The organism is Hymenobacter glaciei, from assembly GCF_039539585.1.
Lineage (GTDB): Bacteria > Bacteroidota > Bacteroidia > Cytophagales > Hymenobacteraceae > Hymenobacter > Hymenobacter glaciei.
Genome location: NZ_BAABDK010000013.1, coordinates 1 through 21,278, shown reverse-complemented (window position 1 = coordinate 21,278; position 21,278 = coordinate 1). Strand labels below are relative to the sequence as shown.

The 21,278-nt window shown below is 58.0% G+C and carries 21 protein-coding genes; 13 read left to right on the top strand and 8 right to left on the bottom strand.

What is annotated here, in order from left to right:
• Positions 1-216: 216 nt before the first annotated feature.
• The 6 genes from ABD837_RS07790 to ABD837_RS07765 all read left to right on the top strand — a co-directional run bounded on the left by ABD837_RS07790 (position 217) and on the right by ABD837_RS07765 (position 5,275).
• Positions 217-657 carry a T9SS type A sorting domain-containing protein gene (locus tag ABD837_RS07790; protein WP_345052506.1) on the top strand — a complete coding sequence of 147 codons (441 nt, stop codon included), beginning with the start codon at positions 217-219 and terminating at the stop codon, positions 655-657.
• A 153-nt stretch (positions 658-810) separates the two neighbouring features.
• Positions 811-1,362 carry a hypothetical protein gene (locus ABD837_RS07785; protein WP_345052504.1) on the top strand — a complete coding sequence of 184 codons (552 nt, stop codon included), beginning with the start codon at positions 811-813 and terminating at the stop codon, positions 1,360-1,362.
• 3 nt (positions 1,363-1,365) lie between these two features.
• Complete coding sequence (locus tag ABD837_RS07780) at positions 1,366-1,803, top strand: nucleoside deaminase (RefSeq protein ID WP_345052501.1); 438 nt, start codon at positions 1,366-1,368, stop codon at positions 1,801-1,803.
• 111 nt (positions 1,804-1,914) lie between these two features.
• A complete protein-coding gene (locus ABD837_RS07775; protein ID WP_345052498.1) occupies positions 1,915-2,529 on the top strand; it encodes a superoxide dismutase in 615 nt (204 codons plus the stop codon).
• Between the two features lie 181 nt (positions 2,530-2,710).
• Positions 2,711-3,841 carry an alkene reductase gene (locus ABD837_RS07770; protein WP_345052495.1) on the top strand — a complete coding sequence of 377 codons (1,131 nt, stop codon included), beginning with the start codon at positions 2,711-2,713 and terminating at the stop codon, positions 3,839-3,841.
• Between the two features lie 147 nt (positions 3,842-3,988).
• On the top strand, positions 3,989-5,275 hold the full coding sequence (locus tag ABD837_RS07765) for a nucleoside permease (RefSeq protein ID WP_345052492.1): 1,287 nt from the start codon (positions 3,989-3,991) through the stop codon (positions 5,273-5,275).
• A gap of 126 nt (positions 5,276-5,401) precedes the next feature.
• Here the strand turns inward: ABD837_RS07765 and ABD837_RS07760 are convergent, their stop codons facing one another.
• A complete protein-coding gene (locus ABD837_RS07760; RefSeq protein WP_345052490.1) occupies positions 5,402-6,427 on the bottom strand; it encodes a cyanophycinase in 1,026 nt (341 codons plus the stop codon).
• Positions 6,428-6,754: 327 nt separating this feature from the next.
• A complete protein-coding gene (locus tag ABD837_RS07755; protein WP_345052487.1) occupies positions 6,755-7,165 on the bottom strand; it encodes a nucleoside-diphosphate kinase in 411 nt (136 codons plus the stop codon).
• A 226-nt stretch (positions 7,166-7,391) separates the two neighbouring features.
• On the opposite strand from ABD837_RS07755, the gene ABD837_RS07750 reads away from it, so the two are divergent.
• The 5 genes from ABD837_RS07750 (at position 7,392) to ABD837_RS07730 (ending at position 11,691) form a co-directional block, all read left to right on the top strand.
• Entirely contained in the window at positions 7,392-8,438 is a 1,047-nt protein-coding gene (locus tag ABD837_RS07750; RefSeq protein WP_345052485.1) for a DHH family phosphoesterase, read from the top strand.
• 38 nt (positions 8,439-8,476) lie between these two features.
• Complete coding sequence (locus tag ABD837_RS07745; RefSeq protein ID WP_345052482.1) at positions 8,477-9,520, top strand: FKBP-type peptidyl-prolyl cis-trans isomerase; 1,044 nt, start codon at positions 8,477-8,479, stop codon at positions 9,518-9,520.
• A gap of 88 nt (positions 9,521-9,608) precedes the next feature.
• The gene (locus ABD837_RS07740; RefSeq protein WP_345052479.1) at positions 9,609-10,202 is read left to right on the top strand and encodes an FKBP-type peptidyl-prolyl cis-trans isomerase; all 594 of its coding nucleotides are present in this window, start codon (positions 9,609-9,611) and stop codon (positions 10,200-10,202) included.
• Positions 10,203-10,349: 147 nt separating this feature from the next.
• Complete coding sequence (locus tag ABD837_RS07735; RefSeq protein ID WP_345052477.1) at positions 10,350-10,715, top strand: FKBP-type peptidyl-prolyl cis-trans isomerase; 366 nt, start codon at positions 10,350-10,352, stop codon at positions 10,713-10,715.
• Positions 10,716-10,743: 28 nt separating this feature from the next.
• The gene (locus tag ABD837_RS07730; protein WP_345052474.1) at positions 10,744-11,691 is read left to right on the top strand and encodes an FKBP-type peptidyl-prolyl cis-trans isomerase; all 948 of its coding nucleotides are present in this window, start codon (positions 10,744-10,746) and stop codon (positions 11,689-11,691) included.
• 71 nt (positions 11,692-11,762) lie between these two features.
• On the opposite strand, the gene recO is transcribed toward ABD837_RS07730, so the two are convergent.
• From recO to ABD837_RS07710, 4 genes are all read right to left on the bottom strand, one after another.
• A complete protein-coding gene (gene recO / locus ABD837_RS07725; protein ID WP_345052472.1) occupies positions 11,763-12,482 on the bottom strand; it encodes a DNA repair protein RecO in 720 nt (239 codons plus the stop codon).
• Positions 12,483-12,617: 135 nt separating this feature from the next.
• The gene (porZ, locus tag ABD837_RS07720) at positions 12,618-14,984 is read right to left on the bottom strand and encodes a type IX secretion system anionic LPS delivery protein PorZ (protein WP_345052470.1); all 2,367 of its coding nucleotides are present in this window, start codon (positions 14,982-14,984) and stop codon (positions 12,618-12,620) included.
• A 73-nt stretch (positions 14,985-15,057) separates the two neighbouring features.
• Positions 15,058-15,696, bottom strand: coding sequence for a thymidine kinase (locus ABD837_RS07715; protein ID WP_345052468.1), 639 nt, complete (start codon positions 15,694-15,696; stop codon positions 15,058-15,060).
• A gap of 154 nt (positions 15,697-15,850) precedes the next feature.
• Positions 15,851-16,171 carry a 2Fe-2S iron-sulfur cluster-binding protein gene (locus tag ABD837_RS07710; protein WP_345052465.1) on the bottom strand — a complete coding sequence of 107 codons (321 nt, stop codon included), beginning with the start codon at positions 16,169-16,171 and terminating at the stop codon, positions 15,851-15,853.
• A gap of 36 nt (positions 16,172-16,207) precedes the next feature.
• Here ABD837_RS07710 and ABD837_RS07705 point away from each other — a divergent pair, with 36 nt between their 5' ends.
• The gene (locus ABD837_RS07705) at positions 16,208-17,389 is read left to right on the top strand and encodes a hypothetical protein (protein WP_345052462.1); all 1,182 of its coding nucleotides are present in this window, start codon (positions 16,208-16,210) and stop codon (positions 17,387-17,389) included.
• 76 nt (positions 17,390-17,465) lie between these two features.
• On the top strand, positions 17,466-18,437 hold the full coding sequence (locus ABD837_RS07700; protein WP_345052459.1) for a hypothetical protein: 972 nt from the start codon (positions 17,466-17,468) through the stop codon (positions 18,435-18,437).
• Here the strand turns inward: ABD837_RS07700 and ABD837_RS07695 are convergent.
• Together ABD837_RS07695 and rodA are read right to left on the bottom strand one after the other, a co-directional pair.
• Complete coding sequence (locus ABD837_RS07695; RefSeq protein ID WP_345052456.1) at positions 18,406-19,716, bottom strand: hypothetical protein; 1,311 nt, start codon at positions 19,714-19,716, stop codon at positions 18,406-18,408. The two genes, ABD837_RS07700 and ABD837_RS07695, sit on opposite strands and share 32 nt — an antisense overlap.
• 32 nt (positions 19,717-19,748) lie before the next feature.
• A complete protein-coding gene (gene rodA, locus ABD837_RS07690; RefSeq protein WP_345052454.1) occupies positions 19,749-21,044 on the bottom strand; it encodes a rod shape-determining protein RodA in 1,296 nt (431 codons plus the stop codon).
• Positions 21,045-21,278 lie beyond the last annotated feature (234 nt).

The following is a 21,278-nucleotide window of genomic DNA, read 5'->3' as shown; positions in this document are numbered from 1 at the left end:
TAGGCGCCCGTAGCACGTGCTACGGGCCATCGGAGAAAAATATGGGTGCTTGTAGGAAGCCCACGGGTGGCGGGAGAAAACGCAGCGCTTCCGCTTTCCCCATTTCTTCGGCAGCATGGACAGCTCCACAACCCGCGACGGCCGTTTTTGGTACGGAGTATGTAATAGCCGCTAACGACGGCGTTCCTTTGTCATCTCAATCCCTTCAAATCTCCCATGAAATTCCTCCCCGCGCTCGCTTTGGCTACTGCCCTGTTTGCGGCTGGCACTGCCCAGGCTCAGACTAAAATCAAGACCAAAACCAAGTCCGACGCCACCGGGATGGAGATTAAATCGAAGGGCACGGCCGGCGCTGTCACGCTCGATGGTCCCATCAAGCGCGTGGAAACGCTCTCGGGCATCGACGTTTTCCCCAAGCCGAACTCGACTGATATCCTGCTCAGCTTCACGCAGCAGTTCACCAAGCCCGGTACGCTGGTGATGACCGACTACAAGAACAAGGTGATGTACCAGACCGAGCTGGACCCCGCCAACAACACCGGTGCCCCCGTGAATTTGGGCAAGATTCCAGCCGGCACCTACCTCGTGGAGGCCAAAACCGGCAATTACGTGTACTGGAAGAAGGTGCGCATTAAGTACCCCGCGGCCCGCCGCTAGGTCGCATTTTATGCTTGGCAGCACGTCATGCTGAGCTTGTCGAAGCATCTCTACCGCAGGAGTAATTCAATCGTTCAGATTGCGTTGCGCAGTAGAGATGCTTCGACAAGCTCAGCATGACGTTCTTTTGTCTTGTTCTATCCCTTTGTTGCTATGAAAATTACTCCATTTCTGCTGCTGTTGCTGGGCCTGCTGGCTTTTGCCCCCAAGCCCAAGCTTACGACCGTGAAGCTGGCCTCTTCCCTGTCGGTGGGCGTGCCGAAGGAGTTTTCGGCGCTGCCCGACGACGGCATTGCCGTGAAATATCCCTCGCCGCGCAAGCCGCTGGCCGTCTACACCAACCCCAGCGGGCGTGTTGACTACAGTGTAGCCGTGCGCCCCACCACTTTCGAGAGCTTTGACTATGGCGTGTTGCTGAAGATTTACAAGTCCAGCATTCAGCGGCTCTACACCAAAGTCGATTTCATCAAGGAAGATATTCGCACCGTGAACGGGCGCGACTTCATGTATTTCGAGTTCGTATCAACGGTATCGGACTCGCGGCGCAACAGCCAGCTCACGCCCATAAAGCGCTACCAGGTGGTGCAGTATGCCATTGAAGGCTCGCAGTTGTACGTGTTCACCTTTGTGGCCCCCGCCGACGAGCAGGCCCAGTGGCAGCCCACGGCCCAGGCCGTGATGGGCGCTATTGCCATGAAGAAGTAAGCCGTGCCCACCGACGACGCATATTTCATGGCCCAAGCGCTGGCTGAGGCCGAAAAAGCCTTGGCTGCCGATGAAATTCCCATTGGGGCCGTGGTCGTGTTTGAGAACCAGATTATCGGCCGCGGCTACAACCAAACCGAGCGCTTGCGCGACGTAACGGCCCACGCCGAGATGCTGGCCCTGACTGCCGCTGCCAACTACCTCGGCAACAAATACCTGACCGACTGCACGCTCTACGTCACCATCGAGCCCTGCGTGATGTGCGCCGGCGCTAGCTACTGGGCGCAGTTGAAAGCGGTAGTGTTTGGGGCCGACGAGCCCAAAGTGGGTTTCCGGCGTCATGGACAGCTTTTGCACCGGCGCACGCAGCTGCGCGGCGGCATCCAAGCGGCTGCCTGCGCCAAACTGATGCAGCAATTTTTCAGTATGAAGCGGAAATAATCTACTTTTGAAGCAAGCATACCCGTTGGTACCCGCAACTATGCGCGCAGCTGGCGGTTCAAGCTGATACACTTTCTGCCCTCTCTTCACCAATCCAAAACCCTTTTAGTTATGGCTTTCGAACTTCCCAAACTTCCGTACGCTTACGATGCGCTCGAACCTACGTTTGACGCGCAAACCATGGAAATTCATCACAGCAAGCACCATCAGGCTTATGTAACCAACCTGAACGCAGCAATCGCGGGTACGGAAATGGAGAACCAGTCCATCGAAGAGATTCTGCACAACATTGCCAAAGCTCCGGTAGCTGTGCGCAATAACGGCGGCGGTCATTACAACCACTCCCTGTTCTGGACTATCCTCTCGCCCAGCGGCGGCGGACAGCCCACCGGCGCAGTAGGCGAAGCCATCACCACCACGTTTGGCACGTTCGACAAATTCAAGGAGGAGTTCACCAAAGCTGGCACCACGCGCTTTGGCTCGGGCTGGGCCTGGCTGTGCAAGCAGTCCGACGGCTCGGTGCAAATCTGCTCGACCCCGAACCAGGACAACCCGCTGATGCCCGAGTCGGGCTGCAAGGGCATGCCCATTCTCGGCCTCGACGTGTGGGAGCATGCTTACTACCTCAAGTACCAGAACCGTCGCCCCGACTACATCGCCGCCTTCTTCAACCTCATCAACTGGGATGAAGTAAACAAACGCTTTGCTGCCGCATACGCCGCGTAGTTTCGGTAGCGCCTCGTTTTAAGTCAATGCCCAAAAGGCCCGTCTCCAGCAGGAGGCGGGCCTTTTTTATTGCGAACACAGCTTATAAAAGCCAGTCGAAAACAATTCGTGTACGTACCTGCTTTATCACCGCGTTTCATCACCCCGGCAACTCACGCACACCGCCACTTCCCCTGTACTTATGTCAAGCAAAGCTTTTGAGCCCGCCAAATTAGGCAACCTCACCCTGACCAATCATTTCGTAATGGCCCCCATGACGCGCAGTCGCGCCTTGGGCAACATGCCCAACGAATTGATGGCCGAGTACTACCGCCAGCGCGCCACCGCGGGCCTCATCATTACCGAAGGCACTTCTCCCTCGGCCGATGGCTTGGGTTATGCCCGCATTCCCGGCCTGTTCAACCAGGAGCACGTCACCAACTGGCAGCGCATCACCGAAACGGTGCATCACCACGGCGGCCACATTTTCGTGCAGCTGATGCACGCTGGCCGCGTATTTCACCACCTCAACCTTCCCGAGGGTGCCGAAGGCATCGCCCCCTCGGCCGTGCCTGCCCAGGGCCAAATGTGGACCGACCAGCAGCAGATGCAGGACCAGCCCGCGCCCCGCGCCCTGCGCGCCGACGAGCTGGCCCGCGTGCGCGACGAGTTCGTGCACAGCGCCAAGCTGGCCCTCGAAGCCGGCTTTGATGGTGTGGAACTACACGGCGCCAACGGCTACCTGCTCGAGCAATTCCTGAACCCCGCCAGCAACCAACGCACCGATGAGTACGGCGGCAGCGTGCAGAACCGCGCCCGCTTCGTACTCGAAGTAACTCGCGCCGTAGCCGAGGCCATTGGCACCGAGCGCACCGGCATTCGCCTTTCGCCCTGGGGCGTGTTCAACGACCAGCCGAACTACCCCGAGATTGACGCAACCTACGCTTACCTTGCCGAAGAGCTGCAGAAAATTGGCGTCGTGTATCTGCACCTCGTCGACCACCAAAGCATGGGCGCGCCCGCCGTACCGGCCGAAATTGTGCCCGTTATCCGCGAGAAATTCACCAACACACTCATCCTGAGCGGCGGGTATACCACCGTGGCCCAGGTTGACGCTGCCCTCGCCGGCAACGCCGACCTCGTTGCCATCGGTCGCCCCTTCATCTCGAACCCTGACCTAGTGGAACGCCTCGAGAAAGGCCTGCCCCTGGCCGAGAGCGACCAAGCCACTTATTACGCCCCCGGCCCCAACGGTTTCGCCGACGGCTACACCGACTACCCAACGGCCGACGGCCAGCCCGCCGGTACGTTTTCGGCCACCTACGAGGCGTAAAACTGCCTTCAGTGCCTAATGAAGGCCCCTGCGAAGTTGTCCCGAGTCCGGGCACTTCGCAGGGGCTTTTTTATTTATCTTTGACGGTCACGGCCCATGCGCCGCGCTTGCATCTGTCTTATCCCACCCCTTTTGCCCCGTCCCCGCATGAATACGAAGTTGCGCCTTACCATCCTGAGTTTCCTCCAGTTCTTCATCTGGGGCTCGTGGCTGATTACGATTGGCGCTTATTGGTTTCAAACGAAGCAATGGTCTGGTGCCCAATTTGGCGCCATCTTCTCGACCATGGGCATTGCTTCCATCTTCATGCCCTCGCTCATGGGCATTGTGGCCGATAAGTACGTGAACGCCGAGAAGCTCTACGGCATCCTGCATATCCTGGGCGGCATCACCCTCTGCACCATTCCCATGGTCACCGACCCGGGCATGTTCTTCTGGGTAATTCTGCTGAACATGATTTTCTACATGCCCACGCTGTCGCTGTCCATTGCCGTGTCATTTTCGGTGCTAAAAACCGAAGGGCTGGATGTGGTGAAGGATTACCCGCCCATCCGGGTGTGGGGCACCGTCGGCTTTATTGTAGCCATGTGGACGGTGAGTTTGCTCGGCTTCGAGAAGTCGGCCAGCCAGTTCTACGTGGCGGCCGGCGCGGCTATTCTACTGGGTATTTACTCATTCACGCTGCCCAAGTGCCCGCCGCAGTCGGCCAATTCATCTAACCAGAGCCTGGTAGAAATTCTGGGCCTGAAGTCGTTTGCGCTGCTACGCGACCGCAAGATGGCTACCTTCTTTATTTTCGCGCTCCTGCTGGGTGCGGCCCTGCAGCTGACCAATGCGTACGGCGACACCTTCCTGCACGATTTTGACAAGAACCCGGCTTACAAGGACACCCTCACGGTGAAGTATCCGGCCATCATCATGTCCATCTCGCAAATTTCGGAAACGCTGTTTATTCTCGCTATTCCGTTCTTCCTGCGTCGCTTTGGCATCAAGCAGGTGATGCTGTTCAGCATGATTGCCTGGGTGCTGCGCTTCGGTCTGTTTGCCTACGGTGACCCTGGCGCCGGCCTTTGGATGATTATCCTCTCGTGCATTGTGTACGGCATGGCCTTCGACTTCTTCAACATCTCGGGCTCGCTGTTCGTCGAAACCCAGACGCAGCCCAGCATCCGAGCCAGCGCGCAGGGCTTGTTTATGATGATGACCAATGGCTTCGGAGCCGTGCTGGGCAGTTCGCTCAGCGGCGTCATTATCCAGCACTACTTCACCGATGCCAACGGCGTGAAGGACTGGCACAGCATCTGGCTCACGTTTGCGGGCTATTCGCTGGCCATTGCGGTACTGTTCGTGTTTATTTTCAAGCACAAGCACACTACCCAGCCGGTGGAAGCGCTGGAACCAGCCAATTCCCTGCTTACAATAGAACAAGCATAGCCCGGGCCCAGCCGGTGGATTAGGCCTGTTCCGTAATCACCGGCTGCACTGCTTGCTTCGTAATGCTAAAAAAGCCCTGCTGAAAACAACAGGGCTTTTTTAGTTACAACCTGCGGCCAAGGCGGGTTAGTAAGAAATTCCGAGGAGGCCGCGGTCTACGTAATAATATTGGCTGCTGCCGCCTACTCCGTTCCAAGTGCTGAAATTGAATGTGTTGGTGCCTGCAGCGGTGCCCGTGGCCTTGTACACCCGCACCGCTTGGCGGCTACGGTACCAATCTAGGCTGCTGCTGGCCGTGCAGCGTTCGGGGCCACTGCTGTTTTGCTGTAGGAAAAAGGCCGTACCCGTACCAAATATTTTGCTCAGGCCGGCATCGTCGATGCACACCGCTGTCGATTCGTCGAGGCCTACGCCCTTGGGCACGATGCCGTAGTCCTGGCTCATACGAGCCAGAAACGTGACAAGGCGTCCGCGCCGGTCGGGGTTATTGAAATGGTCGTCGGTGATGGTGTTACTCAAGTAAGGGGTGTCCAGAAAATCGTCGCGTCCCAAGGTAATGTTGGTATCGTAAGGGTTAGCCAGGGCCGCAGCGCTTGTAATGGTAGCATTCAGCGCGCCGTAATAAATGCGCCCCTCGATGGCGTTGCCGGCCGAGGTCCCGCCAATGGTGCACTTCTTCACATTGCGTAGGTAGTTCAGAGCATCTTCTACCTTGGTGTCTTTCCAGAAATTGACGTAGTTGGCTTGGTCGCCGCCAGCAATGAACACCGCCTCAGCCCCCCGGATTTTAGCTTCCACCTGCGGGTCGTTGGCCAGCGTGCGCGAGTTAATAAGCAGCGTTTCGCAAGAGTTGACTCCGCCCAAGCCGTACACATAAGCATTGTAGGCATCGGTACCGGTTGCGCGCAGCACCACAAAGTCTCCGCCGCCGGCCTTGCCTATCATCCATTGGATGGCGGCGTCCACGTCGGGGCCGCCGCCCATGAGCACCGTGCCGCCAGCGGTGGTGCGGGTTACGTCGGCCGCATCGCCCACCAAGCCCAGGGAGGCGGTGGCATCTGCTTTAGTAACGGCTGGGGCTATATCGGCTGGTTTCGACTGGCAGGCGGCTAGCAACAGCCCAAGGGAAACAAGCAGGATTTTTTGGCGCATGAGGAAATTTTTAGGTGGAAAGGTGTGGACCTGCAGTGGATTTGCTCACCCCAATGTACTGAAAAAGCCTATATTTATGGGCTACATTGGTCCTTCCTCCTGTTATACCTTGTGCTTTGTCCTCAGCCTTCGTACCTCTGCAGCAGGAAATTTTCCTGCTATCCTCTCACCGGAATTAACTTTACTACAAAAAATCGCTCCTAATTAATGGGTCGAAATAAGCTCGACAATACAAGATTGGTATAAAAACAGTCTGTTTTTGGTATAAAGAAAAAGCCCGCTCTGCATACGCAGAGCGGGCTTTTTGCTGCCTTGCGGCGGAAAATATTACTTGTTGCCGAAGAAAAACTCGCCTTCAATCTGCGCGTTTTCGTCCGAGTCGGAGCCGTGCACGGCGTTAGCCTCAATGCTCTTGGCGTACTTCTTCCGGATGGTGCCATCCTCGGCGTTGGCTGGGTTGGTAGCGCCGATGAGGGTGCGGAAGTCGGCCACCGCATTTTCTTTTTCGAGAATAGCCGCCACGATAGGGCCGCTCGACATGTATTTCACGAGGTCGTTGTAGAACGGCCGCTCGGCGTGCACAGCGTAGAACTGACCGGCGCGCTCGGCGGTGAGGTTAATTTTCTGGAGCTCCACGATGCGGAAGCCGCCGGCCTCAATCATGCCCAGGATGCCACCAATGTGGTTTTCCTGAACGGCATCGGGCTTAATCATCGTGAATGTGCGGTTGGTGGCCATTGCGTTGGTCGGGGGAAATTGGATGTTGAAAAAACGTGTTACCCTGCAAAAGTAGCGACAAAGCCAGCCGCTGGCATTGGGTGGGCCGGCGGGAAGGTTCCGCACTTTTGCGAGAACCTTCCAAAGGGGTCGCGCTGTTAAGAAAAGATTTCTTCCGACTTTTGCCGGCCCAATTCTTTGTAAGCCACCGGCCCGCCGTTTCTAACCAGGGCCATTCTCGTTGTCGATGTCCAGTTCCATTTCCGCCCTGCGGGCGTTGTTGGCGCAGCCCAAACAGGTTGTCATCACCACCCACCACAAACCCGACGCCGACGCGCTGGGCTCCTCGCTGGCCTGGGCAGGCTACCTCAAGCAAAAGGGCCACCACGTCACGGTCGTGACCCCGTCGGATTACCCCGCCTTCCTGAACTGGATGGAGGGCAACGACGAGGTTGTTATCTACGAGAAGCGCCAGAACGACCGGCAAGTGCGCGACCTAATTGCCCGCGCCGAGGTCATCTGCTGCCTCGATTTCAGCTGCCTGGGCCGCATCAACGAGCTGGGTGAGTACATCCGGGTGGCCAACGCCACCAAGGTGCTCATCGACCACCACCAGCAGCCCGAGGACTTTGCCGACATCGTATTCTCGGTGCCGACGGCCGCCGCTACGGCTGAGCTGATTTTTGAAATTATCCGCGACCTCGGCGACCAGGACCTCATCACCAAGGGCATGGGCGAAGCGCTGTACGCGGGCATCATGACAGATACGGGCTCGTTCCGACACCCCAGCACCTCGCGCAACGTGCACTTGATTATTGCCGAGCTGTTGAAGGTGCAAATCGACCTGTCGTCGGTGCACCGCCGCATCTACGACTCGCATTCCGAAATCCGTCTGCGCTTTCTCGGGTTCATCCTCAAGGACAAGCTGGTGGTGAACCGCGAGCTCAACACCGCCTACATCGCCATCACGCAGGACGAGTTGCGCCAGTACCAAAGCAAAACCGGCGACACCGAAGGACTAGTTAACTATGCCCTCAGCATCGAGGGCATTGTGTTTGCGGCCGTGTTTATTGACCGCGGCGTGGCAGTTAAAATTTCTTTCCGCTCGGTGGGCAGCTTCTCGGTTAGCGACTTTTCGCGCAAGCATTTCGACGGCGGCGGACACCACAATGCGGCCGGCGGCATCAGCTACGAGCCGCTTGATGCAACCGTTGAGCGCTTTCTGGGCATCCTTCCTGAGTATAAGGAGCAGCTCACGGGAGTACCTGCCGCCATAGCGCCGCCGGTGGCGTAACTTTACACCGTTTCTGACCCTTCACCTTTTTTATTTTCATGCGTTTTTCCTCCCGCTCTGCGCGGCAGCTGGCCCTGGCGGCCGGTGTGCTGGGCTACGCTTCCCTCACCGCCTGCAACAAGAGCGACGGTGACTTTGCCAAAACCAAGTCCGGCATCGAGTACAAGATTTACAAGAAAGTGGACGGCAAGTACGAGCGCCGCGAAATCGGCCCCGACGGCGACCCAACCTACAAAGACCGGCTGGGTAAGTACCTGATGGGCCACACCGAATACCGCACCGGCAAGGACTCGGTGCTGCAAAACACCCGCACCGACATGGGCATGGCCGTGCCAATGCCTTTGCAGGAGCTGAAACAGAAGGGCATGCCCGACGAGGCGCTCTCATTGCTGCAGCCCGGCGATAGCGGCGTGTTTCGCTTCCAGGTCGACTCGCTCATCAAGCCCAAATCGGGCCAGTCCGTACCGCCCTTCCTGAAGCGCGGCGGCAGCTTCGTGCAGATGTTCGTGGCCACCCAGCCCAAACTGGTTACGGCCGAGGAAGAAAAGGCAATGGAGCCCGAGTTGCAGAAGCGCTCGATGGCTGCCCAGATTAAGAAGCGCATGGCTTCGCCCGAGTTTCAGAAGCAGGTAGCCGGCCAGCAGCAGTCGCTGAAGACCATGCTGGGCACCTCGAAAGTTGTCGCGCAGATGAAAAAGGACGACGCTTTGCTCCAGGACTACATCAAGAAAAACGGCCTGACCATGCAGAAGACGCCCCTGGGCGTGTACTACCAGGTGCTGAAGCCCGGCACAGGCGCGAAGCCCAAAACCGGCCAGATTGTGAGCGTAAACTACAACGGCACCCTACTGAGCGGCAAGCTGTTCGATTCGTCGGACAAGCAGGGCAAGCCCATCGATTTCCCCCTCGGCTTGGGCCAGGTAATTCCGGGCTGGGACGAAGGCCTTGCCATGCTGACCCCCGGCAGCAAAGCCATTCTGCTGATTCCGTCGCCGCTGGCCTACGGCGACCGTGGCGCCGGAGCCGACATTCCGGCCAACGCACCGCTGCGCTTCGAAGTGGAACTGGTTGCAGTTCAATAACTGTTTTTTCTCTCGATTCCGGCCAACGGGTGGCGCGGCGCCACGGCCCGGGCCCCCGCTGGCCGGAATTATGTTAGTGCTTCCCGATATGAATACCTCTCTGCTCCGAATGCGCCATTGGTTGTTGGCCGCCTTGCTGCTAGTCGCAACTCCCGCCCTATGGAGCTGCAACAGCCAAACCACGCTGCAAAAGCAGCTTACTGCGCACCAGGACCAGCTTAAGCAAATCGACGAAGACACGATTCAGAGCTACCTGCGGCGGAACAACCTGCTTGGCAAGGCTACCCGCACCAACTCGGGCCTCTACGTAGTAAGCGTGGTGGACGGCACCGGTGCCGCCGTGAAAGCCGGTGACAATGTGCGCCTCAAATATGTTGGCAAGTTCCTGAGCAATGGCGCTCATCCGGCTTCCGACGGCTACCCCGCTTCGCCGGGCGACCCGCGCTACCCACAAGGGGCGATTTTCGACAACTCTGCCGATAACCATACGCCGTGTGGATGCACCGTATTTACGGTTGGCACCCTGACGGCCGGCTTTAATGAGGGCCTTTTGCTGATGCGCGTGGGCGACCGCAAGCTATTTCTGGTCCCCTCACGCCTGGCTTATGGGCCCAGCGGCAACACGGGCATCCCAGCCGACGCTGCGTTGCTGTTCGATGTGGAAATACTAAGCATTCAATAAACCATTCGGTACATGGCAACAAGCACAGCGAGCGGCCAATGGCACACGTGGTTCCAAGTGCTTGTACTGGTTGCTTTGGCACTAGGTGCGCAGGCGCAGACCGGCCACAGCCCTGCTTCTCCCCTGCCGTTACTTGACACTTTGCAAATGCCCCCGCAGCGCACGCCCAACGGCGTGCGCTACGTGTTTCGGGAGCGAGGTACCGGCCCCTTGCCACAGCCTGGCCAGCGCGTGAGTGCCCGTTACACCGGCTTTTTGCCCGACGGGCACATCTTTGATGCTTCGGAAGCCCAAGGCGGTCTGCTCAGATTTCGGGTCGGCCGGCACGAAGTAATTGCTGGCCTCGACGAGGTAATGCCGCTGTTGCCCGTGGGCTCGCGCGTGCGAGTCTGGGTTCCGGCCACGCTGGGCTACGCTGCAAAGGGCGTGCGCTACCCCGACGATGACGACCGTTACCTGATACCGCCCGGCACTCCGCTGGTTTTCGAGTTGGAGATTGTTGGCGTCCGCTAACCGGCCTCGCTGTTCTATTTCTTTTTCTATGAAACGTTTTCTTTTTGGTGCGCTGGCTGGGTTGTTAAACCTGGTCCAACCTGCTCAGGCCCAGGACCAGCCCTTTGCCCGCCTGCCTTCGGGCACCGAATACCGCTTGTTTCGGGCCGACGCAGCCGGCAAGTATCAGCCCCGTACGCTAGCCCCCACCGATGCACCCTACGCCAGCCGGGCCGGCCAGGTACTCACGGTGTTCATGGAATTCCGCACCGGGCGCGACTCGGTGCTGATGAGCTCGCGCCGCATGCAACCTACCGCCCAGCCAGTGGCCCTGCCAGCCAAGCCTGCACCCGGCGGCCTCGAAGAGGCACTGGGCTTGCTGCTACCCGGCGATAGCGCGGTGTTCCGCTTTCCGGCCGATACGGTGTTTGCCAAAACGTTTGGCCGAGCCGTGCCGCCGTTCATCAAGCGCAGCGGCAATATCCTAACGGTGCTGGCTAGTGCCCGCGAACTGCTGACAATGGAGCAAATGATGGCCCGCCAGCAGCAGTTGCAGGCCCAAGTGGAGAAGAAGGCGGCCCAGCAGGCCGTGGCCCAATCCGCCAAAGACAATGCCCTCATCCTGGCCTACCTCAAGAAAAACCACGCCACCGCCAAGAAGACAATTGGCGGGACCTATTACATCATCAAGAAAGCCGGTACTGGCTTACCTCCCAAGAAGGGCCAGACGGTGCGGGTACTCTACCGCGGCACGGTACTGAGTACGGGCAAGGAATTCGATTCAACCGCCAAGCGCAACAACGAGCCGTTCAGCTTCACGCTGGGTGTGGGCCAGGTAATTCCGGGTTGGGACCAAGGCATTGCCATGCTCACCAAGGGCAGCAAAGCGGTGCTGCTGATACCTTCACCGCTGGCCTACGGTGCACGTGGGGCCGGGGCTGACATTCCGCCGAATACCGTACTGCGCTTCGAAGTAGAGCTCGTAGACTTTAAATAGTTGTCAGTTATTCGTTGACAGTTGTTAGGCTTTCGTGCCCTGACAACTGTCAACGAATAACTGACAACAAATCAATTCAGCACTTCTGAGAGGATTTCGAGCGAGCGAATCTCGCCCATTTGCTCCACGTGCAACTGGTAATAGCGGATGAGCACGTTCAACAGTTCGTGACGCACGCGGCCGTTGGGAACGGTGCTGCTGGCAGGGTCGTGCAACAGCTCGTCGAAGTAATGGTCGAACTCGCGCAGACGCAGCATGGCGGGGCCGGTTGCACCGGGAGCCGTGGCGGCATGGCCAGCCATAATTACCTGGTCGGTGAGCTCCCCCCCCGAACTGATGCCGAAACCCAGGTAGGTAGCCAGTTCCAGCAGAAAAACCAGCGCGAAGTTCTCGGCGCCGGCCTTTTGCAGGTCAAATGCCAGGATGGAATCGTGTAGAAACTGAAACAGCGGCTCGTTCTGTTCTTCCTCGCGCACCGCCCGTCCCACTACTTCCGACAGAAACAGCACCACGCTGCTTTTCGCCACCTCGTAGGGCAACGTTTGGAAGGGCTCGGCGCAGCGAAATTCGGAGAGGCGGGTGAGGCCGCTGCTGCCGCGCGCGACGTAGGCCACCAACTCCAGCAGGGTAAAGGGCTGAAAAAGGGCAATGCGCCCGGGAGGTTTGGCTTTGCGCACCCCGTTCACCACGTAGGTCTGCACGCCCAGGCGCTCGGTGTACACACGGGTAATAATGCTGGTTTCCCGATATTTAAGGTAGCTGAGGACGATGCCCCGGGTTTTAATTAGCATGTTTCGTGATGTGGGAATGTGGAAATATGCGTGATGTAAAAATGTCGCCGGCCTGCAAAACAGGCTATTTAATCCATCCTGTTGTTTTCACATTTGCCCCATTTTACACATTCTCCACATCCGCACATTCTCCAATTATCTACTCAATACGGCCACTTTGCTTACGCAGCCGTTTTTGCCGTCGGCATCGGTCGAGAGTACCAGATAAATACCCGAACGCACGCGCTGGCCGTCGGGCATGGTCATATTCCACGTCACGGCACCACCGGCCGCCGTGGTCGCATACACCAGGTGGCCGGCCACATCGGTAATTTTAACGATGGCATTGTTGGCTAGCCCGGTAATACCCACCAGGCCCTGAAAATCGGGCCGGACTGGGTTGGGAAAGGCCGCCGCACATTTCGGCTCGCCTTCGGTGATGGTAGCCCCACCCCGGTAGGTCACGACGCCCGCATCGGTAGCTACCCAGACTTCGCCGGTTTTGTCGTTCACCTTCACGTCCACTATGCGGTCGGAGGGCAGCGGGCTGTTGGCCGTGGTGAAGTGCAGCAGGGCTTCGTCGGCGTCGGGGCTGAAAAGCCACAGGCCGTGGTCGGTCCCGAACCATTTGCGGTCGCCCCCATCAACGGCAATGGCGCGCACGGCCTCGGTGAACAAGGCTGGAAACCCTGTGCCTTCGCCGCGCTGCACGCTGGGCAGGGTGAACCCCTGCGTGGACTGAAATGGCCCGCTGGGGTCGTTGAATACGGCCACACCCTTGATGGTGGCCGCCCACATGTAGCCCCGACGGTCCTTGGCCAACTCGTAAATCTGGTTGTCGGGCAGGCCGTTGGCCATGGTGAAGAAACGCGGCGGGTTAGCGTTATCGGGGTCAATAGCAAAGATGCCCGGGGCCGCACTGGAGCCGCCGCCACGGTCTGCCTTTCGCGATACCGACACCCAGGCATAGCCATAATTGTCGAGGGCAATGCGGTCGAGTGCGTCGAGGCCCGGCGCGCTGGGAATAACCTGCCAGGTGGTAGCAGCCGGGTCGAAAAGTGACAAACCGGAAATGCCTTGGCGCAGGTGCCGGTTCACTACCCACACTTTGCCCTCGGGTGTCGCCGCTACGTCGGTAATTTCAACCCGGTTGGCATCACCAAAAGTCCCTAGCAATGGGTTAGCGGCCGGCGTGTTCTGCCCAAACCGTCGGAACTTACCGGGCCCCTGCCATTCGAGCAGCCCTCCGCCGTAATTAGCCACGTACAAGGTGCCGTCGGGGGTGCGAGTGCCGTGCACCGGGCTGGTGGGGTTCGGAAAATCAGTGGGGTTCGGAAAAGTCGTTGCAGTGATGTTCGTCCACTGCCCGTTGGCGTACTCGTAAAAGCCGCCCCGCAAAAAGTTGGGCTGATAACGCTCCGAATAAGCCCCCGTGAACACGTCAACGGTATTGGTGCGGGCATCGGCGAGCAGGCCGAAGGCCAGGTTGGTTTCGGGGCCATTGGCAAGGAAAGTTTCGGCGGGCTGGCCCGGCCGCAGCCGTTGCAGGCCTGCCTGGTAATTGGCCAGATAATAGCTGCCATCGCGCGAGCGCACCGCATCCTGGATAGAGTTACCGCGTACAGGCGCTACCACCACGCTAACCTTCTCAGCCGCGTCGATTCGGCGCACACCCGCGTCGTCGTCAATCAGTAAAATGCCGATGCTGCTGGCCCGCAGGTTGCGAAACTGCGCCGTGTAAGTGTTGGGCACGCCCTGCCACGCCCCAGCTCCGGCCGGGTTGAATACGTACACGCTCCCCGCGAACATAGCGCCCACGGCCGCATACACTTTGCCATTATAGGCGGCTACGTAGTGGTATACCTGCTGGGTGGTGCTCAGCGGCACGGGCAGGTACTGCGTCCAGCTGCGGTAATCGAGCAGGTTGCTAGTGAGCGGGCCGCGCAACAGCCCGGCCGATGTGGCCGCATAGAGGTAGCCATTGGCTACCGCAGCATCGTACACATTGACTACGGTACCACCGGGCCCAATATTGCTGTAGGTATCGCTCACCTCTAGTTTATTCAGGTCGATGACAACCAGTCCGAACGTGGTGGACAAATAGGCCCTGCCGGCTTCAACGGACAATTGGTTGATGACTTTACGGCCCTGAATAGATTTGCGCAGCACGTCGCTCAGGTTGTGCACCCGTCCGCTGGCCGTTAGCACATCAATGTTGGTGTTGCGGTAGGCCACCACGGTTTGGCGGGTCGTCGAGTCGTAGGCAACGGCCACAGCCGCTACGTCGCTAAGCCCATCGCGGTGCGAGAGCACCTGAGTTGTGTTCAGCTTCTTATCAAAAAAATAAAAAGCGTTTTCGGCTACCACATACACCCGGTCCCCGTCGTCGGCTAGCCGAATGGGGTGGTTGGTGGGCAAGTGCAGTTGCCAGTCGCCATAGCCCGCCGTGCTCTGGGCCTGGGCCATTCCGGCCACTAGCATCACTCCAACTACTCCAGCCAACCAGCGGAAAAAGTGCAACATACGCGCAGCAAAAAGGCAATGTGAAAGGGAAACGGCTCGCCGGCCGCTGAAGCAAAACGCCGGGCAGGGCGGTTTAGTGCGCAGCCTGGGCCGGCACAACCGTAGCTGGCTCGGCCGCTGGGGCCTTAGCCTGCAGCCCTTCCAGAAAGCAGGGCCGGCAGCGGGCCTCGTAAGAGTCGGTTTCGCCGAGCAGTACCTGGCTGGCGCTGGCCACAATACGGTACGAGTAGGAGGCAATTTCACCGCAGCACACGCACACAGCGTGCACCTTGGTTACGTACTCGGCCGTTGCCAGCAGCGCCGGCATGGGGCCAAAGGGCCGGCCGAGGTAATCCATATCGAGCCCGGCCACAATAACGCGGGTACCGTTGTTGGCCAACTGCGCACAAACATCGACCAAGGAGTCATCGAAGAATTGTGCTTCGTCGATGCCCACCACATCGGAGCCGGCTGCGAGCAGCAGGATTTCCGAGGCAATGGCCACCGGCGACGAGCGAATGCGGGCAGCGTTGTGGCTCACCACGTCTTCGGCGTGGTAACGGGTATCGAGGGCGGGCTTGAAGATTTCGACCCGCTGCCGGGCAATACGGGCGCGGGTAAGGCGGCGAATCAGCTCTTCGGTTTTGCCCGAGAACATGGAGCCGCACACTACCTCAATCCAGCCCCGGCGCGGAGCGTTGTGGCGATTGCCGACGCGGGGTTCAATAAACAAAGTGCAGTGTGTTTGGAGTGGTTGGAAGCCTAAAGTTAGCGACGAACGGCCAAGCGAAAAATGAGCCCTTCATCAAGTAAATCCCGCCATGAAAGCGAACCGGCTGACTAGCTGCCTTCTCGCGTTCATTGCTGAGCTATGAATAGTTGGGCGGCTAGCAATACTGCATGTGTGGCAGTTTGGTCGCTTCGGGCACGCGGCCGGTTACCTCGCCGGCCGGCAGCCGGGCCTGGCAGGTGAGGCGCTCGGTGGGCAGCAGACGGCCAGCTTCCCGGTACCGCTCCTCGGCGGCAGTGAGCGGGCCCAGATGCCCGGCGCCGGCCAGCACCTGCACACGGCAGGTAGTGCAACGCCCCTTGGCCCCGCAGGCGTGCATCCAGTCGTGCCCGGCGGCTTGCAGAGCCGCCAGCAGCGTAGCTCCGGGAGCCACTTCAATGGCTGCGCCGGGCAAGTTTTCAATCGTTAGCAGGGGCATTTGTGCCTAACTTGGGCCACCGAAACCGGCTTTTTTATGAACGACAAATATAGCCTCGCCAAATGCGCGCAATACGGCCGCCGCTTGGCTGCCCGGCTCTGCGACCAGCACTTTGGCACCCAGCCCGATGCCACGCTCGACGGCCCGGCCGTGCTCAAGTTCACGCCTGTGCGTCAACTCAACCTGTTGGTAATTCGCCAGCTCCTGGGCCAGTGGCAGGCCGAGACTGCCCAACTGCGGAGCGCCTATTTCGACTTTGAAGCAGCGCCGGTGCAGGCCGCTCTTACGCAGTTTATGAACGTGCTTTCGCGTCATATCCGGCTCGAACGTGCCGCCTTCGAACCCCTGCTGGCTCAGGCCGCCGCCGATACGCTGGGTCTGGTGGCCGCCCCACTGGGCAGTTTCCAACGCCTGTTGCTGGGCACGGCCGAAAGCCCGACGACGGCCACCCTGCGCGATGCCGTACGCTACATCGATATCGACAAAGCATTTTATCAGGGATTTCTCGACAGCCTCTCGGCCAATAATTCGCTGAGCCGCGATTTCCTTACCCACCGCTTCGAGCTCTATCACGCAGCCAACTACCGCGCCCATCAGTCCATGCAGCGCCTGGTCGAAGAGCTCAGCACCCTGCTGCCCCTCACCACCGCCGATTTGTTGGAAGATGGCCCGGTGTCGTCGCTGAATACGACCGCGACGGATGCGTCTGCGGCCGCTGCCGAATCAGTCATTGCAACGCCGGCCGTAGCTACGCCCTCGTTCGTGAGCAATGCAAGTCCCGCCGCAGTAGAAGCTGCGGCGCCTACGGCCATACCCGTTCCCGCTGCAGTTCCTATCCCGGCGCTCACATTGCCCGATACCGAAGCTGGCTCCCTCCCATTACATGAAAAGCTAAAGGCCGGCCAGCCCACTGTTCCTGCCCTGGCGGACACCCTTCGCTCCACGGCCACGCCCGCATCCTTAGCCGAGCGTGCCGGTCCCAAGGTAGAGACCCTGCGCGAAGCCATTTCCATTAACCAGCGCTTCAGCTTTATCAACGAGTTGTTCAACGGCGAGAATATGGACTACCACGCCGCCATTCAGCACCTCGACTCGCTACCCACCGCCGAGCAGGCCCGCACCTACGTTACCGGCGACCTTTCGCAGCGCTACGACTGGAGCCGCAAGGAAGAGCACGTCAACAAGCTGCTGAAGCTCATCGAGCGCAAGTTTGCCTAATCTCGCGTCCATCGTGCCCCTATTTGGCCCGCGATTACGTCGCTGGTTGCTGCCGTGGTTGCTAGCCGTGGCAGCCTTGGCCAACCTGGCCTACCCGATGTATGTGCATTACGATTTCTCGCATTCCCTCGACACGCGCAGCTATCTGCGCATGGCGAGCGGACGGTTCGACAGTGTTAATGTCACGCGGCGCTATCGGGTACTCGTACCAGCAGTCGCTGCGGCTGTAGCGGCTCCCATCACTCAGGTGTATGCCCGTATCTGGCCACAGCGGCCGGCTGGCCAGTGGCCCTTGCGCTTCGCGTTTTATGTCGTCAATTGCTTACTGCTAGGAGCTGCGGGCGCTTGCTGGTTCCACGCTGCCCGACAGGCAGGGGCCACACCAAATGCCGCCGCCCTGGCTATGCTGGCCGTGCTCAGTAGCCGCTGGGCCGAATATGCGGCCGGACTCCCTCTCACCGACAGTCTGTATCTACTGGTGTTTGGCTTAGGCTACTACGCAATACGGCGTGGTTCTGGTGGCGGCTGGGCATTGGCGCTGGCGCTGCTACTCGGGCCATTAGCGAAAGAGTCTTTTCTGTTTCTGGTGCCTTGGCTGCTGTGGTTTGGCCGGCCGGCTCTGTCGTGGCCCCGCCAACTCGCAGCACTAGCCAGCGGACTGGCCATGCTATTCATCTTACACCAATTGGTTGATACCCGGTTAGGCGTGCCTACCGGCCAATCCATCACCAATGCCCTCGCCCATTTCGACAACCTCGCTTATTCGCTTCGCCGGGCAGCTTCGCCCAAAGGCTTAGGTGAGCTGCTAAGCATTTTTGGCTTGTTCACCTTCATTCCGCTATTGGTGCTCGCGTTGCAGCGACGCATGTTGGCAACAACAAACCCTTTTGCACCAATGGGCAAAGCTGAAGTCAGTTTAGTGGTTGTAGTTATCGCGCACATGCTGCTATCCGGCGATTTGGGCCGCATGGGCTACTTGGCCTCATCTGCCTTTTGTGTGTTGCTCGCCTTAATATTCACAAACTGGCGCCGTTTGCTGTCAGTTTAGCAGCAGGACCGCGCATTCCCATCAGTGCTAACCCTAATAACAGAGGCCAGGCTGGCATGAGGAAGCGTGCCGCACCAAGTGGCCCCGTCAGCAGGGCTAGATAGACAAGTAAGCCCACTGCTAGCCATCGTGCAACCTGCCACTCTCTTGGGCCGCGCCCAAGTTGGCAAAATCCCCACGCAGCCAACACCACTCTAGTAGTATTCGCCAGTAGCACCACAAGCAAGGCTGCAAGTTGCCCCAATGGAAGTTGCCGCACAGCTCCCCAGAGCCCACCCGTGCGTACCTGCGCCAGCAGCCCACCACCCTTTAGTGGCTCCAAGCCTAAAAACTCACTAATATCAAAGCGGCCAGGGTCCAGGAAAAACGCGACCATCCCCGTTAGGTGCTGCCGGGCATACACCCACGGGTGAGCCAACAGCACGGCCTCAGACTTTTGCTGAATTACCTGTTGGCGGGCCGCGAAATCGGCTTTTGCATCAGCCTCGCGCAACACCTGAGCCACCCAACTCTCCTCAGCTGCGGGGCCTTCTAGTTGCCGTACCACGCCAGCTGCATTATAGTGCAGCAAATTTATCTCTGTAATACTGGAAAAGTGGAAATAACCGGTACGTTGCTGATTCCAAGCCATATACACTCCCATCACCAGCAATGGCACCATCCCAATAACGAACACTAGTGCTCGACGCTGCTTCCACCCGAATACTATACCCGTCGCCCCCGCTCCTACTGCAAGTAGGCAACACACCGGCTTAAGCAGTAATGCGAGCGTCACCGCACCCGCTACAGCAATCCAAAAGTGTAATCTACCTGTACGATAAAAGGCGGTTAAGCCAGCTACCATAACTAATAACAAACCCTGCAAAAACGCTTCACTCATTACCGCGTTGGCATAAATTAGCTGCGCTGGGAATGTAAGCGTCAGAGCAATGGCCCCTGACCAATGCTTTGACGACGGACGCACCCGTTGCGCCCACCAGTTCAGCACGGTGCCCAAAGCCAGCAGGCTTAGCCCGTTTTGCAACACCAACACTAACCACGGATAAGCTCCTGTTCCACCCAAGACTGCCAACACCGTCGGGTACCCAGGCGGTCGAATCGTAAATTCTTGAACCGCTTGCCCACGGGGCACTTCCATAGGCCATGCCCGGGCATACAGCTGACCATGGTGCACCAAGTTTTCTGCCGCAACCCGATACCGGTCTGAATCAGGAAAATTCCAATGGTCGCTTTGTAGTGCCCAGGCCAGCGCCAGCATATGCGCCAACACCAGCACCATCCACACCCAGCGTGGTACCAGTGCACGCTCCATCAGCGCACCAAGTCCTGTTTGCGGTACGCATCTAGCGCCAGCAGACTAAACAATAAAATGGTAAACGACCACAACGATGACCCTCCGTAGCTGAAAAATGGTAGTGGAATTCCCACCACTGGTGCTAGCCCCATTGTCATCCCCATGTTCACTGTCATATGTAAGAATAATACACTAGCTACACAATAGCCATACGTCCTTCCAAACACCGATTTCTGGCGTTCAGCCACATAAATAATGCGCCAAAGCAGGGCCATAAATAGGCCGATTACTGTTAAACTTCCCATCCAACCAAACTCCTCCCCTACTGTGCAAAAAATGAAGTCGGTGCTTTGCTCAGGAACAAAATCAAACTTCGTCTGCGTGCCCTGTAAAAAGCCCTTACCCACCAATCCTCCCGAACCAATCGCAATTTTACTTTGCGTCACATTCCACCCTTTGCCCAAAGGGTCTGAAGAGGGGTTAAGCAAAATCTCAATGCGCTGCCGCTGATGAGGTTGTAATACGTTATTATAAAAGAAGTCAACTCCCACGACCATCCCAATCACCGCTAGCCATACTCCTATTGCTACCGGCAAATGGTGTCGCAAAATCCGTCGATTTAATCCTATTACGGCTACTAGTATTACCGTGAAAGCAATAACCAGCCAAAGTTTCGGCACTAATAGGGCTAATAATAAAATCATCCCCGCAGCTGCCAGCAGTAGCAGAATAAGGGGTGACATGCCCTCTCGAAAGTAAGCCAACAGTAACGCCCCAAACACTAAAGCCTGCCCCGATTCATTTGAAGCAACAATAAGCAGCGGAGGCAACAACGTAATCCCTGCAAGCATCAACTGGTCACGCCAGTTTTGGTAACGCAGGTTGATGCTTGACATAAACCGAGAAGCCGCCAGTGCAGTAGTAAATTTTGCAAATTCTGCCGGCTGTAGCCGGACGGGGCCCAGTTCTAACCATGACCGTGACCCCGCTATCGGCCGTGCCACCACCATGGTCACGAGCAACAACACAATCATTCCTGCATACAGCGCATATGCCAATGTATCATATGCTTTATAATCCACCACCAGCAAAATGACAATGAGCACAAGCGCAGTCCCAATCCAGAGTAACTGTTTGAACCAGTTAAAAGCCATTAGCTTATCAAAGCTCATACTCGCCAACGGATTCTCTGGAGCATCCGGCGAATAGCTAGAGGCATAGATGCAAACCCATCCCAACCCTATCAGAACCACATAAAGCAGCACCGTTATCCAATCAATGCTTCGGCTATAACGTGCTGGCGAAATTTGCACAAAAAACAGTTAAGAATAAGTCTCAAAAATACGCCTTAATAAGCACTACAAGCGAGCAAGTGTCTTTGCAACAGTGAAATTCTGTTCCTACAGCTCCGTGGTCAACAGTTTCGGCACTAGCTGACCGACTTAACAGCAAAATGCCCCGTTCTGCTGGTAAAAGCGGAGCGGGGCATTACGTGTAAAAAGGTTGGCGGCGACCGACTCTCCCACCGGTGAAGGCAGTACCATAGG